The sequence below is a fragment of the Rhodococcus sp. 2G genome (assembly GCF_001886355.1).
GTDB classification, from domain to species: Bacteria; Actinomycetota; Actinomycetes; order Mycobacteriales; family Mycobacteriaceae; genus Rhodococcus; species Rhodococcus pyridinivorans.
The window spans coordinates 2,922,129-2,936,969 of sequence record NZ_CP018063.1 but is presented as its reverse complement, the minus strand read 5'-3'; the positions used below and the strand labels follow the sequence as shown (position 1 = coordinate 2,936,969).

The following is a 14,841-nucleotide window of genomic DNA, read 5'->3' as shown; positions in this document are numbered from 1 at the left end:
GCTGATGTCGTCATCGCAAATGGTCGCATCGCGGCCGCTTACAGGAGGAGTTCTGAGATGCGTCGTGCACTCACTGTTCTGCTCGGCAGTGCTGCAACTGCCGGCCTGGTCCTCGGTGCTGCGGGAGCGGCCCAGGCGCAGCCGATCGTGCCGCAGGCGCCGATCCCGTTCATCGGCCTGACCCCGGATCAGCTCGCGGAAGCAGTTACTCCGCCGAACTGCCCGCCCGGCAACCTCTTCGCCGTCGTGGGCGGGTTCTGCTTCGTGATCGGCTGATTCCGTCGGCGACATCCACAACGACGGCGACGCGCCCACCGGGCCCGTCGCCGTCTGTGCGAAACGTCTTCCGGGCTCAGGCGCGCCAGACGAATCTGCGAGGCTTGATGCGATCCAGGGTAGTAAACACCTTGTAGCGCCGGCCGGGAACGCTCACGAGCCGACCGCGTGCGGCATCGTCGAGTCCTGCCCGTGCTACCTCATCGGTATCGAGCCACAAGGCTTTCGGCACACCGGATACATCCTGGTCACCGCGAGCATGGAACTCGGTATCCATGAACCCGGGGCACAACGCCACCACGCGAATTCCGTCCGCAGCGAGCTTGTGGCCGAGTCCTTCGGAGAATTTCACAACCCACGACTTACTTGCGCTGTAGGTCGAGGCGGGCCCGGCGAACAGTCCGGAAACGCTCGCAACATTCACGACAGTGCCCCTACCGGCGGCCCTCATCGCCGGTAGGGCAGCATGCGTGAGTTCGAGGACTGCAGTGACATTCACGGCCAGTTGGGCCCGCAGCAAGTCGAGATCCGCATCCCAGAACTCTCCGTCGGTGAGGAACCCCGCATTGTTCACGAGCACGTCGACGCCCTGCGTGAGACGCGCGGCCGTCGCGTCCCGGCCTTCATTCGTAGCAAGGTCCGCGACGAGGATCTCGGCGGCCGCGCCGTAACTTTCGGCCAATTCTTCTGCCGTCGTTCGGAGACGCTGCTCGTTGCGTGCGACCAGGACCAGGTCGTGACCGCGCTCGGCGAGTACTCGCGCGAATGAGGCCCCCAATCCTGAGGTGGGTCCGGTGACGAGCGCAATCGGCCGGGGAGTCGGCGCGGACGGTACAGCAACGGGATCTGTCATGGACGCCACGGTAACGGATGGCGACGAGTCGGTGACCGGTGAGACATATCTGCCCGACATGTAGTCGAGACCGCCTGCCTCGGTCCCATAATCGGCGCGTAGGCCAATTGAGCACGGTAGTGTTCTGTTATCCGAGTGTGATCGACTCTGTAACGAGAGGACAACTACATGAGCGCGCGGGCGGGGGCCGAACGTGCCGTGTCCAGGCGGACGATGACGCCCAGACATGCATTGCATCTCGCGGACGACGAGAGCGTGGAGACGTCGAACATCGTGCATGTCTGGGTCTTCGGACCCGGTGAGAACGGAGGGAATCCTCTAAGTCATGCAGAACTCGTGGATTGGGTGAGTGCCCGACTTTCTCGTTCGCGGGTATTCACGGAGGTCGTCGAGTTCCGGTCGCCGCTCGCGTATCCGTCCTGGCGGTCGGTGACGGATATGCGGGTGGAGGATCATGTCCACTGCATCGACCTCGACGGTGGTGGCTGGGGTGCGGTGCGACGCGAATTGCTCCGGGTCCTTACAACCCCGATAGACCTGCGTCGCCCGCCGTGGGAGGTATACGCGCTGACCGGGGCGCGTGCCGTGCCAGGTATCGATGACGGGGCCACCTTCGTGGCGTTGAAGTTCCATCATTCGATGGGGGATGGCGTCGAGGCGGTCGCGATCGGCCGGAAGTTGTTCGACGCACCGGATGTACTGGCCGACTGCAGCGACCGGGACCAGAAGTTCACAGCGCCACCGAATTTCGTCCGCCAGATCGGTATGCTCCCGGGGCAGATCACGAAGATGTTGCTGGCAGCTCGGCGTGCCAGGAACGCGGTTGCCGAACTCGGGACTCTCGATGAGCTCCCGTCCTTGCCCGAGGCCCGAGCCAACAGGTTCAACGAACTTGTCAAGTCCCGAGTTTTGTTGAGGCTGAGCGTGTGTTCAGTTCTCAGGCCGCAGAAGCGGCCGGCGGTTGTGCGTAGTAGGCGGTCTCGACCTCGGCTGGGGTGCGATAGTCGAGCATGCCGTGGACCCGTTCGGTATTGAACCAATGCACCCATTGCGCGGTGGCCGCTTCGACGTCCTCCCGGCCGGTCCAGGGACCGTCGAGGAAGATCAACTCGGCCTTGTACAGCGAGTTCAGCGCTTCGGCCATGGCATTATCGAACGAGTCGCCTTTCGATCCGACGGAGGCGACCGCGGCGGCCTGGTCCAGGGTCTGGGCGTAGCGCAGCGCTCGGTATTGCACGCCGCGGTCGCTGTGATGGACCAGTCCGGTGACGTCGCGGCCTGCGCGTCGTCGTGCCCACAGGCCCATCTTCAACGCGTCGAGCGCCAGGTCGGTGTACATCCGGGTCGAGGTCTGCCACCCGACGATCATGCGGGAGAACGCATCCAGGACGAACGCGACATAGACCCACCCGGACTGCGTCCGCACATACGTCAGATCGGCCACCCACAACTGGTTCGGCGCAGTGGCCGTGAAGTCTCGTTCGACGAGGTCACGGGGCTGATCGGTTTCCGGTGCCGGCTTCGTCGTGCGCGGCCATTTTCCGCGGACGGTGCCGCGGACACCGAGTTCGCGGCAGAGCCGCTCGATGGTGCAGCGGGCCACCTCGTGGCCTTCCCGGACCAGTTGGGCGTGGATCTTGCGGATTCCGTAGACCCGCATCCGTGGGTGGGAGTGGATGCGCATGATGTGTTCTTTGAGGACGGCATCGCGGCGTGCACGGGCGCTGGGTTCGCGACCTATGAAGGCGTAGTAGGTGCCCGGGGCGATCTTGACCTCGGTGTTCTCCGACAGAACGCGACAGATCGGTTCGATCCCCCAGCGGTGTTTGTGTTCGTCGATGAAGGCGACGATCACTTCAGTCGGCGGTCGAACTCCGCCTTCGCGAAAAAAGCTGTGGCAGAACGTAATATTTCCATCGACTGCCGTAGTTCGCGGTTCTCTTTCTCCAGACGGCGGATCCGTGCTTCGGCATCGACGGGCTCAGTGGGGAGCTCGTCGTCTTCGGCTTTGCGCACCCAGGTCCGCAGGGCTTCCTTGTGGACGCCGGTCTGCTCGGCGATCCGGTTGATGGCGCCGGTGCGGGTGTCGGGGTCGCGGCGGGCTTCGACGGCGAGTCGGGTCGCTCGCTCACGCAGTTCCTGAGGGTATTTGTAGTTCGCCATGTTGAGTCTGGGGTGATCCTTCCGGGATATCTGGCTCACCCTCAATGAAACCAGGGACGATTCAAACTACCACGCAACAACGATCTCGTGTTCGATCTGGCTCGGTGGCCGCTCGAGACTGTGCACGCGGCGCGGGCTGCACTCCCGGAAGCGACGGTGAACGACTTCGGATTGGCGGTCATCGCGGGTGCGATGCGGTCCTATCTGCGGGAGCACGATGAACTCGACGGGTCGTCGGTGGTGGTCGGGGTTCCGATGTCGCTCGTACCTCTCGCTTCCCGATGGACATCGAAGGACGAAGTCTCGAACCAGTTCGGCATGATCCTGGTCGACCTTCAGGCGGACGAACCCGACCCGATCGTGCGCTTCGCCGGCATCGTGGCGGGAACGATGCACGGGAAGCGTCGCAGTCGCAACTCTCTGGTACTCGCAGCGACAACGGCCTTGGACGATTATCCGTGGTGGGCCGCGAAGCGAGTGCTCGCGTCGACCCGACGCGCTGTGAAGAAGGGGAAGCGCATTGCCGCGAATGCTCTCGTCACGAATGTGCCTCGCGGATCTGCCGACGTGCAACTGTGCGGGCGAAGCGGGGTTTCGGCATTCGGGGTGGTCTCCGCGGACTCCGGCACGGCATTTGCAGTCGCATCGCTGGGTACCGAACTCACCATCTCCTTCACTGCCTCCCGGGCAGCCGTTCCCGGATCGCATCGTTTCCGTGAACTGCTCGAGGCATCCTTCACCGAACTCGTCGAAGCCCTCGGTGGTCTGAAGGCGAGTCGCTCCGATCTGGTGAAATGACCACTACCTCTATCGATGTCCGCAGACTCGGTCGCATCGTCGGGGTTCGCAGGGGTCGAATCCGCCAAGGGGACGTGACGGGACGCTCGTCTGAAGCGACGGGCATCCCTGCACGTAGACTTCCGTCGGCTATTGTCGCTCGTGCCCCGGCGCGGCCGTTCGGCTGGCAACGGCGACCCTGCAGTTCAACCGAAAAGGTGAAGAATCGATGAAGCAACCGAAGTCAGGATCCTTCGGGCGACTGCGCGTGCTGACAGCCGGCGCGGCGATTGCCTTGTTCTCGACCGCCGCAAGCGTGGTCCCGGCGAACGCTGAGCCGGTCCCTGATCCGGTGGCCGAGACACTCCAGCCGATCGAAGCGGTGACGAGCGAGAACGGTTCCAAGATCTCGCGCATCGAGAACTACGGCGAGCAGCAGCTCCTCGTGTACGTGTACTCCGCGTCGATGGACAAGGAGGTCCTGCTCGACGTCTGGCGTCCCGCAGACACGAGTGAACCGCGCCCGACCCTGTATCTCCTCAACGGCGCCGGCGGCGGTGAGGACAGCGCGACCTGGCGTTACCGGACCGACGCGATCGATTTCTTCAAGGACAAGAACCTGAACGTGGTGTCGCCGGTCGGAGGGCGGTGGAGTTACTACACGGATTGGGAGCAGGAGGATCCCGTCCTCGGTGTTAACAAGTGGGAGACCTTCCTGACGAAGGAGGTTCCGCCACTCATCGATGCGGCACTCGGAACGAACGGTGTGAATGCGATCGCGGGTCTGTCGTCGTCGGGTACGTCGGTCCTGCAGCTCGCGATCGAGGGCGACGGACTCTACAAGGGCGTGGCTGCGTACAGCGGTTGCGCGCAGACGTCGGACCCGATCGGGCAGCAGTTCGTGAAGATCACGACCGAGACTTGGGGCGGCGGCGATACTCGCAACATGTGGGGTGAGGACGACGACCCGACCTGGGTTGAGAAGGACCCCTATGTTCACGCCGAGGAACTGCGGGGAATGGAGCTGTACATCTCGAATGGCAACGGCCTGCCCGGTCCCTACGACACTCTGAACGGCCCGGAGATCGACGGTCAGGTGGACGTTCTCGCAAACCAGATCATCGTCGGGGGAGTGATCGAGGCGGCGACGAATTACTGCACTCACAATCTCCGTGATCGACTCGTGGAATTGGATATCCCTGCCACCTACAACTTCCGTCCCTCCGGATCACATTCGTGGGGGTATTGGCAGGACGACCTGAAGGATTCGTGGCCAGTACTGGCCAAGGCTCTCGGACTCGACGCTGCCACCGAGTAACGTCCTGGCTATGGGGGATATGCAAGGACATATCCCCCATAGGGGAAGTTATCGGACGGACGTCGAACACCCGTCCTTTCTGCACTCCACGCTCCAAGCTGTGTCGTTCGACACGTCCGGTTCGGTGTCGATACTTTTCCCAAAAAATATGTTTGTCTAAGTACCTATGTCGAGAACACGGTTGTCGGTTGTGATTCCGATGTTCGATGAGCAGGACTATATCGAGCAGTGTCTGCAGTCACTGCTGGCTCAGGAGTCGGAGATCGCCGAGATCATCGTCGTCGACAACAATTCGACCGACGCCGGCCCCGACATCGTTCGGCGCCTCGTGGCACAGAATCCCAAAGTACATCTGGTCTTCGAGCCGAAGCCCGGTGTCGTTCACGCCCGGAACCAGGGTTTCGCGTCGGCTTCCGGTGACATCCTTGCGAGGATCGACGCAGACACTCGGGTATCGAAGGATTGGGCGCACGTCGTCCGCTGCTACTTCGACCGGAGCGATACGGCAGCGATCGGCGGAATCACCGGTCTGAACGATTCGTACGACTCACCCTATCGGGGTCTCAAGAAGCGTGTCGTGGACTGGCAGGTCAATCGAGGAATGATCGGCGGAGAGAAGCGCCTGGCGAATCTGCACGGGGCCAACATGGCGATTCGTGCGTCCGCGTGGGAGCAAGTGCGTGACCGAATCAGTATGGACCTCGGAGTCCACGAGGATTTCGACCTCGGGATATGCTTGACCAAGGCCGGTTTCGGTATCGCTCAACTCGACCGCATGCGAGTCGAGGTATCGCCCCGCCGGGCCTACACGTCGCCTACGAGATTCGTGAAGTACACGAAGGCCACACTTGCCACGGGAAAATTGCACGGTGTCGTCGGAATTCGATTCCGAATCGCCGTGGGTGCACACTGGCTGGGGCACCTGGCGGCGTGGCTCGCATACCGCCCGTACGATCCCGTGGCCGAGCGGTTCTCACTGCGCCGCGTATTCCTCGGAGGCGGGGAGAGGAGTTTGCCCGTGAGTGAACGGGCCGAGAAGAAGCCTTGTCATCCGGTCTGTGCTGCGTGCCGATAGCCGTGTAGCGCCGGCAGCACGAAGATTGCAACCATCCCCACCGACCACGCGACCGTCTTCAGGAAGGGCTCGGCGACAGGCCCTCCCATCGCAAGCGCGCGCATCGTGTCGATCGCGCAGGACATCGGCTGGTTCGCCACGACGGGTTGCAACCAGCTCGGATACGCCATGACCGGCACGAACCCCGAGTTGAAGAACATGAGCAGGGTGCACAAAATCGAGACGGTCTCGACCAGGGGCGTGCGCCCCGGCAGGGTCGCCAGAGCGGTCACCATCATCGCGAAGCCCAGACCGAAGATCAGTGGGACCACGAGGATGAGCAGGGTGGGACCGAGGCCCTGGGTGAACCGGAAGCCAAGCGCCATGCCGGCGGCGAAGATCACGAGAGAGGTGACGAACACGCGCACCATCTCCGCCATCAATCGTCCCACCAGACCGGACGAGCGGTGGACGGGCAGCGTGTGGAACCGGCTCAGCAGGCCGGAATCGCGTTCGGTGCGCAGTCCCACCGCGCTGACCACCGAGCCGAACATCGCGCCGACGAGCACGATCATGGGCACGGTGCCGAAGATCGACGAATAGCCGGTCGCGGCGGTGATGCTGTCGCCGAGCACGATGCGAAACATCACCAGGGTGAGCGCCGGATAGATGAGCGCCTGGATCATCGTGGCGGGATCACGGGCCCACCTGAGCAGCAGCCGACCGCACTGCAGGCGGCTGTGCTCCCACAACGCACCGAGGGAACTCTCGCTGCGGATGCGATCCGGTTCGGGATAGGCGAAGGCGCGGCCCGGCGTCCCTGCCCGCTCTCGCGATCGCGCCCGCGCCTGCTGCGTCTCGACGGTCTCGCTCATCGACTCACTCCCGCCTCGTCGCGGCCCACACGGCCCCCGGGATGCAGACCACGGCCAGCCCGATCATCCAGAACAGACTCGGCCGAAAGACCTCCCAGGTCACCCCGTCCTGGGCCATATCGCGCATCGCGAAGGAGAACTGCGAGATCGGCTGATTGCGGACGAACGGTCTGATCCACTCGGGAAATCCCTCCTCGGGCACGAAACCGCACGAGAGCATCCCGAGGATCAGCTGCGGCAGGGTCAGTGCCTGCGCTGTCGCCTCAGGGCTCCGGGACAGACATCCGATCGCGTCGGCGCCCAGGCACAACAACAGGCTGATGATCAGGGCGGTCGCGCAGAACAACGCTGCCTGCCCGGGTCCGGCGGAGAAACGGAAACCGATGAGATAACCGAATCCGATCGCGGCGGCCAAGGAGATGACCGACCGCACCATGCTCGCCGTCATCCGTGAGGCCAGGGGCGCCGCCGGGGCGACGGGCAGCGTCTGCAGACGCGAGGTCACGCCGGTCGTGCCCTCCTGCGCTGCCAGCTGCGCCGCCGAGATGGCGGTGAAGGCCATCGACTGCAGCACGATGATGGGCATCAGGAATTGCGCGTAGTCGATGCCCTGCAACTGCATGACGAATTTGAGCGGCAGATAGAAACCGAGACCGAAGACGAACGGTGCCAGGACCGCGAGGACCAGCTCGCCGTACCGCGCCATCGTGCGCAACGACCGGAGCGTCAGCACCCACCACTGCTCGACCCCCGACGGCGTGATCCGGCGGTGGACGCCTCCCCGGCGTGCGGGAAGGGTGGACGAGGAGTCGGTGAACGAGACCGTGGGGGTCTCCGTCCCGCGGACCGTCTCGTCGGTGCGGGCCGTCACGGCCGCTCACCTGCCGACGCAGGCTCCGCCCGCTCCGGGTCGGGAAGTGCTGCCGGGCCGCCGTCCGTGAGGCCACCGTCCGCCGGGTCGCTGCCGTCGGGAGCGGATGCGGAGTGCCTGGTGAGGCGGAGGAAGACGTCGTCGAGCGAAGGACGTCGCAGGCCGATGTCGGCGAGTTCGATGCCCAGGGGTTCGATGCGCCGCAGCACCTCGGTGAGGGTCGCGGCGCCGTCGGGCGCCGGGACGGACACCCGATCCGTGTCGGGGACCGTGCCCACGAGCACGTCCTGGGGGAGGAGACCGTCCAGGACGTGCAGGATCTCGGGGATCGCCCGCGGGTCCACCGGAACGATCTCGCAGTGGGTGCCACCGGCGGAGGACTTCAGCTGGTTCGCGGTGCCCTCCGCGATCACGGTGCCCTTGTCGATGACGATGATGTTGTCGCTCAGCACGTCGGCCTCTTCGAGGTACTGCGTGGTCAGCAGCACCGTGATGCCCTGCTCCTTGAGCGCTGCCACCAGCGACCACACACCCTGCCGGCTGCGCGGGTCGAGACCGGTGGTCGGCTCGTCGAGGAAGACCACCTTGGGCCGGACCACGAGGCCGCACGCGATGTCGACCCGTCGACGCATACCGCCGGAGTAGCCCTTCACTGGACGGCGACCGGCGTCGACGAGATCGAACTCCCGGAGCAGCTCGTCGGCGCGCCGGGTAGCGGACTTCTTGTCCAGGCCCATCAGGCGCCCGAACAGGATCAGGTTCTCCCGGCCGGTGAGAGTGTCGTCGAGTGCTGCGAACTGGCCGGTCATCATGATCGAACGCCGGACCGCCGCGGCGTCGGCGACCACGTCGTGCCCGGCGACCACGGCGCGACCCGAGGTGGGACGCAACAGCGTCGACAGCACCTTGACCATCGTGGTCTTGCCGGCGCCGTTGGGGCCGAGGATACCGAGGACACGGCCCGGCGGTGCAGAGAAGCTGATCCCGTCGAGTGCGTGGACGTCGCCGAACGACTTGTGGACGTCCTCCACGAGAACTGCCTGGTCGTGATCGCTCACATCACACCCCGCCGTAGATCTCGGTCCCCGTCGGGGACGGGTCGGTCCGTCACCGTCGGAATCGTACCGGTGCGCACGGTCCCGGGAGGGGCGGACGGACATGCGCGTCGGCGCCGACGTCCGTTCCCCTCGGGGTGTCACGCCGGTCGGTCAGGACCAGACGCCGAGATCTTCGAGGTGTTCGACGAGTCGGTGGCCCCCGTCGGTGAAGTGTTCGCGCGTCTCGCGTCCGGCGGCCTCGACGTCACCGGTGCGCAACGCCTGCAGCAACCGTTCGTGCGAGGCGACCGCATCCGTCCCCCAGCTGCGATCGTCCGAGTAGAAGTGCACGGGCGTGTACCGGGTCGCGCACCGCCGGACATGACGAGGTTTCTCACGTGCGCCGCCACGTCGTCCGAGAGCTGCGGTCGCCGACGCACCCTGGGGGGACCGTGACGAAGCGGACGATTTCATAGCGCGCGCCTTCTCCTAGTACATGATCCGCCTTGTCACTTCACGGTCTCGGTAGCATCACAGCCGGAGGTGACATGTGGCACACCTACCGTGCCCTAACCTGGCTCGCAACGCACTGGATGGTTTGGTTGGCGGGTGAGCACCGGAGTATCACGCCGACGGTTACTGGGAGGGGCCGCCGGCGGATTGTTCGCGTGGGGTGCGACCGCGGGGAGCGGTCGTGCGGCCCCGCCACGCAGGCTTCCTCCACCCGATACCGTCACCGTCACCGATCCCGCGAGGATGAGTGCGGTCGAGGCGGCAGCGCTGCTGCACGCCGGCGAACTGCACCCGCGCGAACTGCTCGATGCCTGTCTGGACCGCACGCGCTCGTACGACGGAGCGATCGGTGCGTGGATCCGGCTCTACCCCGAGGTCGCCTACGCGGCGGCCGACGCGGCGGGGGAGCGGCTCGCCCGCGCGCGCCGCGGCCAGGCCTCGGCGCCACTCGTGTGCGGGCTTCCGATCGCTCTCAAGGACATCTTCGCGGTCTCCGGACTTCCGCTCACCGCGTCGAGTCGCGTCCTCGAGGGCAACATCGCGGCCGGGCACTCGGGTGTGTGGCGTCGACTCGAGGACGCCGGTGCGGTGCTCATGGGGCACGCCCACACCGACGAGTTCGCGATCGGTGTCGCCACCCCGCAGGTGGGCAATCCGTGGAACACCGAGATGTCGCCCGGCGGATCGTCCGGCGGCAGCGCGGCCGTGCTCGCCGCGCGGTTCGCGCCCCTCGCGCTCGGTAGCGACACCGGCGGTTCGGTCCGGTTCCCGGCGAGCGCCTGCGGTGTCTCGTCGATCAAGCCGACCTACGGGCGCATCACCTCGCACGGCATGATCCCGCTGACCTGGACCCGCGACCACGTGGGTCCGATGGGCCGCAGCGTCGCAGACGCGTCCCTGATGATGACCGTGCTCGCGGGCGCGGACCCGGCCGACCCGATCACGGCACTCGGACCCGACGTTCCCGAGGGCGGTTATCCGGTGACGGACGCCGGGGGAGCGAGTCCCCTCGCCGGCGTGCGGATCGGACTGCCCGTGAACACGAATCCCGCACCCCCCGAGGCGGTGCAGCGCGTCGTCGACGACGCGGCGCGGGTGGCGGAGTCGCTCGGCGCGGTCACCGTCCCGGTGACGATGCCGCCGCTGCCCGAATCCCTCGCGACCGGCGACCAGGTCGAGATGGGTGCCTACCACCAGCAGTTCACCGACCGGCTCGGCCTGTACCGCCCCGAGAACGCGGTGGCCGCGGGCACGGCGGTGGCCTCACTGGCCGTGCCGGTGGGCGACTACCTCACCTTCGAACGCGACCGTCTCCGGTACCAGAGCGACTACAACCGGATGTTCGTCGACCAGGATCTCGACGCGATCATGCTGCCCGGCGCCTCCGTCGACGGCGCACGACGCCAGGAGTTCCTCGGCATCAGTGTCACGGCCGGAGTGACGGGCCCCGTGCGATGGGCGAACTACTCCGGTGCCCCCGTGGTGACCCTGCCCGCCGGGTACTCCGCCGCGACGGGGATGCCGGTCGGTGTGCAGCTCGGTGCGCGGCCGTGGCAGGACGAACGTCTCATCGGCATCGGGCTCGAACTGCAGGAGGCACTGCCGATCTGGCGCGACGAGCCGCAGCTCGTCGCCGCCGGCGCACGGGTCCCCGAGGTCGCGCAGGTGCCGCCGGGCCCCGGTCCCGACCCGACGAATACGATCGGGGCGGCCGCTCCGGTTCGGACCCTGCCGATGAACCCCATCGGCTAGGCTCGACCACGCGGATCCGACCGCACGGCGTATCGCCGAGGTGCACATCACGCACCGTCGTGAGTTGAACTCTCGGCCGTGCTCCTGCATACTGGTCGGGTTGCCTTGACCGGGCCATCGATGTTTCGCGGCTCGGATCGGGAAAGACGTGACAGTCGCGGATCGAGCCTCACGGCCTGGTCGCGGCCACATGCAAGACGGAAGCAGTACCCCTGTGTGCTCCTGTGGAGCGCAGCCGGTTCCGTTCCTTGCGGTGTCGAAGCCTTCCAGCATCGACGCCGGGGAATGAGCGGCGGGCCGACACGCCCGACCGCGTGGGCCGGAGAACAATGACAGATGAACAGCGGCAAGCGGATCGGATACGTCCGGCTCGCACTGTGTTCGAGTGCTGTTCTCGGTCGCCGTTCCCTGGGGAACTGTGCAGACGAGGTGGTTTCCGGCTCCGCCGGGGATCACGAAACGCGGCAAGAAAAGGACACTAAGCGTGGCGGGACAGAAGATCCGCATCAGGCTCAAGGCCTATGACCACGAGGCGATCGACGCATCTGCGCGCAAGATCGTCGAGACGGTGACCCGTACGGGTGCCCGCGTGGTCGGCCCGGTGCCGTTGCCCACTGAAAAGAACGTGTACTGCGTCATCCGCTCGCCGCACAAGTACAAGGACTCGCGCGAGCACTTCGAGATGCGGACGCACAAGCGGCTCATCGACATCCTCGACCCGACGCCGAAGACCGTCGACGCGCTCATGCGCATCGATCTCCCGGCGAGTGTCGACGTCAACATTCAGTGACATTCGATTACAGCGAGCTTGTGAAAGACGCAGCGGAGACAACACATGACTAACCAGATCAAGGGAATCCTGGGCACCAAGCTCGGCATGACCCAGGTCTTCGACGAGAACAACCGGGTTGTCCCGGTCACCGTCGTCAAGGCCGGACCGAACGTGGTCACGCAGATCCGCACCGAGGAGCGCGACGGCTACAACGCCGTGCAGCTCGCCTACGGTGCCATCGCGCCGCGCAAGGTCAACAAGCCGGTTCGCGGCCAGTTCGAGAAGGCCGGCGTCACGCCGCGCCGTCACCTGGTCGAGCTCCGGATCGAGGACGCCTCCGAGTACGAGGTCGGCCAGGAACTCACCGCCGAGGTGTTCGAGGACGGCGCCTACGTCGACGTCACCGGCACCTCGAAGGGCAAGGGCTTCGCCGGCACCATGAAGCGTCACGGCTTCGCCGGCCAGGGTGCGTCGCACGGTACGCAGGCCGTGCACCGTCGTCCGGGCTCCATCGGTGGTTGCGCCACCCCGGGTCGCGTGTTCAAGGGCACGCGCATGTCCGGCCGTATGGGCTCCGACCGCATCACGACGCAGAACCTCTCGGTCCACAAGGTGGACGCCGAGAACGGTCTGCTGCTGATCAAGGGCGCGATCCCGGGTCGCAAGGGCGGCCTCGTGATCGTCAAGACCGCAGTGAAGGGTGGTGCACGGGCATGACCAGCACCGAGACCGCAACCAAGCTGACCCTGGACGTCAAGGCCCCCGGTGGCCAGACCTCCGGCTCCGTCGATCTCCCCGCCGAGATCTTCGACGCTCCCGCGAACATCGCGCTGCTGCACCAGGTCGTCACCGCGCAGCTCGCCGCGGCCCGCCAGGGAACGCACGCCACCAAGACCCGCGGCGAGGTCCGCGGCGGTGGCAAGAAGCCGTACCGCCAGAAGGGCACCGGCCGCGCACGTCAGGGCTCGACCCGTGCGCCGCAGTTCGCCGGCGGTGGCACCGTCCACGGCCCGCAGCCGCGCGACTACAGCCAGCGCACCCCCAAGAAGATGAAGGCCGCCGCCCTGCGCGGAGCCCTCTCCGACCGGGCGCGCAACGAGCGCATCCACGTGATCACCGAACTCGTCGCGGGTCAGACCCCGTCGACGAAGAGTGCTCGCACGTTCCTGGGCGAGATCAGCGACCGCAAGAAGGTCCTGCTCGTCGTCGGCCGTGAAGACGTGGCGGCGTGGAAGTCGGTTCAGAACCTTCCCAACGTCCACGCGCTCGCGCCGGATCAGCTGAACACCTACGACGTGCTCTACAGCGATGACGTCGTGTTCAGCGTCGAGGCGCTCAACACGTTCATCCACGGGCCGGCCGAGTCCGGCCAGGAAGTGAAGGAGGAGAGCAAGTGAGCACGATCGCCGATCCTCGCGACATCCTGCTGGCTCCCGTCGTCTCCGAGAAGTCCTACGGGCTGATGGAAGAGGGCACCTACACCTTCCTGGTCCACCCGGACTCGAACAAGACGCAGATCAAGATTGCCGTCGAGAAGGTCTTCGGCGTCAAGGTGAGCAGCGTCAACACCGCCAACCGTCAGGGCAAGCGCAAGCGGACCCGGTTCGGTTACGGCAAGCGCAAGAACACCAAGCGCGCGCTCGTGACCCTCACGGCCGACAGCAAGCCCATCGAGATCTTCGGAGGCCCGGTCGCCTAGCGATCGGAACTCTCGAGAGATAGAGGACGAGAAGACTCATGGCAATCCGTAAGTACAAGCCGACTACGCCGGGCCGTCGTGGCGCCAGCGTGGCGGACTTCGCCGAGATCACTCGGTCGACGCCCGAGAAGTCGCTGGTGCGCCCGCTGCACGGTCGCGGTGGACGTAACGCGCACGGCCGCATCACCACCCGTCACAAGGGTGGCGGACACAAGCGCGCCTACCGCCTGATCGATTTCCGTCGCAACGACAAGGACGGCGTGCCGGCCAAGGTCGCTCACATCGAGTACGACCCCAACCGCACCGCGCGCATCGCGCTGCTCCACTACGTGGACGGCGAGAAGCGCTACATCATCGCCCCCAAGGGCCTCGTGCAGGGTGCTCCCGTCGAGTCGGGCCCCAACGCCGACATCAAGCCCGGCAACAACCTGCCGCTGCGCAACATCCCGACGGGTACGACCATCCACGCGGTCGAGCTGCGTCCGGGTGGCGGCGCCAAGATGGCCCGCTCCGCCGGTGCGAGCATCCAGCTCCTCGGTAAGGAAGGCACCTACGCCACGCTGCGTATGCCCTCCGGCGAGATCCGTCGCGTCGACGTGCGCTGCCGCGCCACCGTCGGCGAGGTCGGTAACGCCGAGCAGTCGAACATCAACTGGGGCAAGGCCGGCCGTATGCGCTGGAAGGGCAAGCGCCCGACCGTCCGTGGTGTCGTGATGAACCCGGTCGACCACCCGCACGGTGGTGGCGAGGGCAAGACCTCGGGTGGTCGCCACCCGGTCAGCCCGTGGGGCAAGCCCGAGGGCCGCACCCGCAAGAACAAGGCGTCCGACAAGCTCATCGTCCGTCGTCGCCGTACCGGCAAGAAGCGCTAGTCAAGGAGG

Annotated in this window: 17 protein-coding genes and 1 other annotated feature; of the genes, 11 read left to right on the top strand and 6 right to left on the bottom strand. The window is 65.9% G+C overall.

Translation table 11 applies throughout. The annotated features are described in order from the left end of the window. The first annotated feature begins 57 nt into the window (after nt 1–57). Complete coding sequence (locus BO226_RS13945) at nt 58–276, top strand: hypothetical protein (RefSeq protein ID WP_039586818.1); 219 nt, start codon at nt 58–60, stop codon at nt 274–276. A 76-nt stretch (nt 277–352) separates the two neighbouring features. Here the strand turns inward: BO226_RS13945 and BO226_RS13940 are convergent, their stop codons facing one another. Then, nucleotides 353–1,129 carry an SDR family NAD(P)-dependent oxidoreductase gene (locus BO226_RS13940; RefSeq protein WP_071936449.1) on the bottom strand — a complete coding sequence of 259 codons (777 nt, stop codon included), beginning with the start codon at nt 1,127–1,129 and terminating at the stop codon, nt 353–355. Nucleotides 1,130–1,297: 168 nt separating this feature from the next. Here BO226_RS13940 and BO226_RS28710 point away from each other — a divergent pair, with 168 nt between their 5' ends. Further along, nucleotides 1,298–2,164, top strand: coding sequence for a wax ester/triacylglycerol synthase domain-containing protein (locus BO226_RS28710; RefSeq protein WP_071935481.1), 867 nt, complete (start codon nt 1,298–1,300; stop codon nt 2,162–2,164). On the opposite strand, the gene BO226_RS13930 is transcribed toward BO226_RS28710, so the two are convergent. Then, a protein-coding gene (locus BO226_RS13930) for an IS3 family transposase (RefSeq protein ID WP_156895169.1) occupies nt 2,067–3,292 on the bottom strand; the annotation gives its coding sequence in 2 pieces (ribosomal slippage) (nt 2,067–3,010 and nt 3,010–3,292; 1,227 coding nt in all). The genes BO226_RS28710 and BO226_RS13930 overlap by 98 nt on opposite strands. Continuing rightward, nucleotides 2,889–3,023 (bottom strand) — a sequence feature (AL1L pseudoknot). It overlaps the preceding gene by 135 nt. Before the next feature lie 87 nt (nt 3,293–3,379). On the opposite strand from BO226_RS13930, the gene BO226_RS13920 reads away from it, so the two are divergent. From BO226_RS13920 to BO226_RS13910, 3 genes are all read left to right on the top strand, one after another. Further along, nucleotides 3,380–4,090, top strand: a complete 711-nt coding sequence (locus BO226_RS13920; RefSeq protein ID WP_071935480.1) for a WS/DGAT domain-containing protein — start codon at nt 3,380–3,382, stop codon at nt 4,088–4,090. Between the two features lie 208 nt (nt 4,091–4,298). Further along, nucleotides 4,299–5,387, top strand: a complete 1,089-nt coding sequence (locus BO226_RS13915; protein ID WP_071935479.1) for an alpha/beta hydrolase — start codon at nt 4,299–4,301, stop codon at nt 5,385–5,387. A 199-nt stretch (nt 5,388–5,586) separates the two neighbouring features. Next, a complete protein-coding gene (locus BO226_RS13910; RefSeq protein WP_232238126.1) occupies nt 5,587–6,462 on the top strand; it encodes a glycosyltransferase in 876 nt (291 codons plus the stop codon). On the opposite strand, the gene BO226_RS13905 is transcribed toward BO226_RS13910, so the two are convergent. The 4 genes from BO226_RS13905 to BO226_RS13890 all read right to left on the bottom strand — a co-directional run bounded on the left by BO226_RS13905 (nt 6,435) and on the right by BO226_RS13890 (nt 9,575). After that, nucleotides 6,435–7,316 (bottom strand): ABC transporter permease, encoded by an 882-nt coding sequence (locus tag BO226_RS13905; protein WP_071935477.1) that lies wholly within the window; start codon nt 7,314–7,316, stop codon nt 6,435–6,437. The genes BO226_RS13910 and BO226_RS13905 overlap by 28 nt on opposite strands. Nucleotides 7,317–7,320: 4 nt before the next feature. Then, nucleotides 7,321–8,187: an ABC transporter permease gene (locus BO226_RS13900; RefSeq protein ID WP_071935476.1), complete on the bottom strand. Its 867-nt coding sequence runs from the start codon at nt 8,185–8,187 to the stop codon at nt 7,321–7,323. Then, nucleotides 8,184–9,245 (bottom strand): daunorubicin/doxorubicin resistance ABC transporter ATP-binding protein DrrA, encoded by a 1,062-nt coding sequence (locus tag BO226_RS13895; protein WP_064852604.1) that lies wholly within the window; start codon nt 9,243–9,245, stop codon nt 8,184–8,186. The genes BO226_RS13900 and BO226_RS13895 overlap by 4 nt, the downstream gene beginning before the upstream one ends. Nucleotides 9,246–9,395: 150 nt before the next feature. Continuing rightward, on the bottom strand, nt 9,396–9,575 hold the full coding sequence (locus BO226_RS13890; protein ID WP_071935475.1) for an FCD domain-containing protein: 180 nt from the start codon (nt 9,573–9,575) through the stop codon (nt 9,396–9,398). Between the two features lie 405 nt (nt 9,576–9,980). Here BO226_RS13890 and BO226_RS13885 point away from each other — a divergent pair, with 405 nt between their 5' ends. From BO226_RS13885 to rplB, 6 genes are all read left to right on the top strand, one after another. Further along, on the top strand, nt 9,981–11,489 hold the full coding sequence (locus BO226_RS13885; RefSeq protein ID WP_071935474.1) for an amidase: 1,509 nt from the start codon (nt 9,981–9,983) through the stop codon (nt 11,487–11,489). Nucleotides 11,490–11,973: 484 nt separating this feature from the next. Then, nucleotides 11,974–12,279, top strand: a complete 306-nt coding sequence (gene rpsJ, locus BO226_RS13880; protein WP_003938093.1) for a 30S ribosomal protein S10 — start codon at nt 11,974–11,976, stop codon at nt 12,277–12,279. 45 nt (nt 12,280–12,324) lie between these two features. Continuing rightward, nucleotides 12,325–12,978 (top strand): 50S ribosomal protein L3, encoded by a 654-nt coding sequence (gene rplC, locus BO226_RS13875; RefSeq protein WP_006554610.1) that lies wholly within the window; start codon nt 12,325–12,327, stop codon nt 12,976–12,978. Further along, nucleotides 12,975–13,658 carry a 50S ribosomal protein L4 gene (gene rplD / locus BO226_RS13870; protein WP_006554609.1) on the top strand — a complete coding sequence of 228 codons (684 nt, stop codon included), beginning with the start codon at nt 12,975–12,977 and terminating at the stop codon, nt 13,656–13,658. Before rplC ends, rplD begins: the two co-directional genes overlap by 4 nt. Next, the gene (gene rplW, locus BO226_RS13865; RefSeq protein WP_006554608.1) at nt 13,655–13,960 is read left to right on the top strand and encodes a 50S ribosomal protein L23; all 306 of its coding nucleotides are present in this window, start codon (nt 13,655–13,657) and stop codon (nt 13,958–13,960) included. The genes rplD and rplW overlap by 4 nt, the downstream gene beginning before the upstream one ends. Before the next feature lie 38 nt (nt 13,961–13,998). After that, nucleotides 13,999–14,832, top strand: a complete 834-nt coding sequence (gene rplB, locus BO226_RS13860) for a 50S ribosomal protein L2 (RefSeq protein WP_024101620.1) — start codon at nt 13,999–14,001, stop codon at nt 14,830–14,832. The last annotated feature ends 9 nt before the right edge of the window (nt 14,833–14,841 follow it).

Bases quoted from the DNA above. Each gene is read 5' to 3' on its own strand.
- BO226_RS28710 (WP_071935481.1), top strand. From the start codon at position 1,298: ATGAGCGCGCGGGCGGGGGCCGAACGTGCCGTGTCCAGGCGGACGATG.
- BO226_RS13905 (WP_071935477.1), bottom strand. From the start codon at position 7,316: ATGAGCGAGACCGTCGAGACGCAGCAGGCGCGGGCGCGATCGCGAGAG.
- BO226_RS13910 (WP_232238126.1), top strand. From the start codon at position 5,587: ATGTTCGATGAGCAGGACTATATCGAGCAGTGTCTGCAGTCACTGCTG.
- BO226_RS13885 (WP_071935474.1), top strand. From the start codon at position 9,981: ATGAGTGCGGTCGAGGCGGCAGCGCTGCTGCACGCCGGCGAACTGCAC.
- rplD (WP_006554609.1), top strand. From the start codon at position 12,975: ATGACCAGCACCGAGACCGCAACCAAGCTGACCCTGGACGTCAAGGCC.
- BO226_RS13940 (WP_071936449.1), bottom strand. From the start codon at position 1,129: ATGACAGATCCCGTTGCTGTACCGTCCGCGCCGACTCCCCGGCCGATT.
- rplC (WP_006554610.1), top strand. From the start codon at position 12,325: ATGACTAACCAGATCAAGGGAATCCTGGGCACCAAGCTCGGCATGACC.
- BO226_RS13915 (WP_071935479.1), top strand. From the start codon at position 4,299: ATGAAGCAACCGAAGTCAGGATCCTTCGGGCGACTGCGCGTGCTGACA.
- BO226_RS13945 (WP_039586818.1), top strand. From the start codon at position 58: ATGCGTCGTGCACTCACTGTTCTGCTCGGCAGTGCTGCAACTGCCGGC.
- rplB (WP_024101620.1), top strand. From the start codon at position 13,999: ATGGCAATCCGTAAGTACAAGCCGACTACGCCGGGCCGTCGTGGCGCC.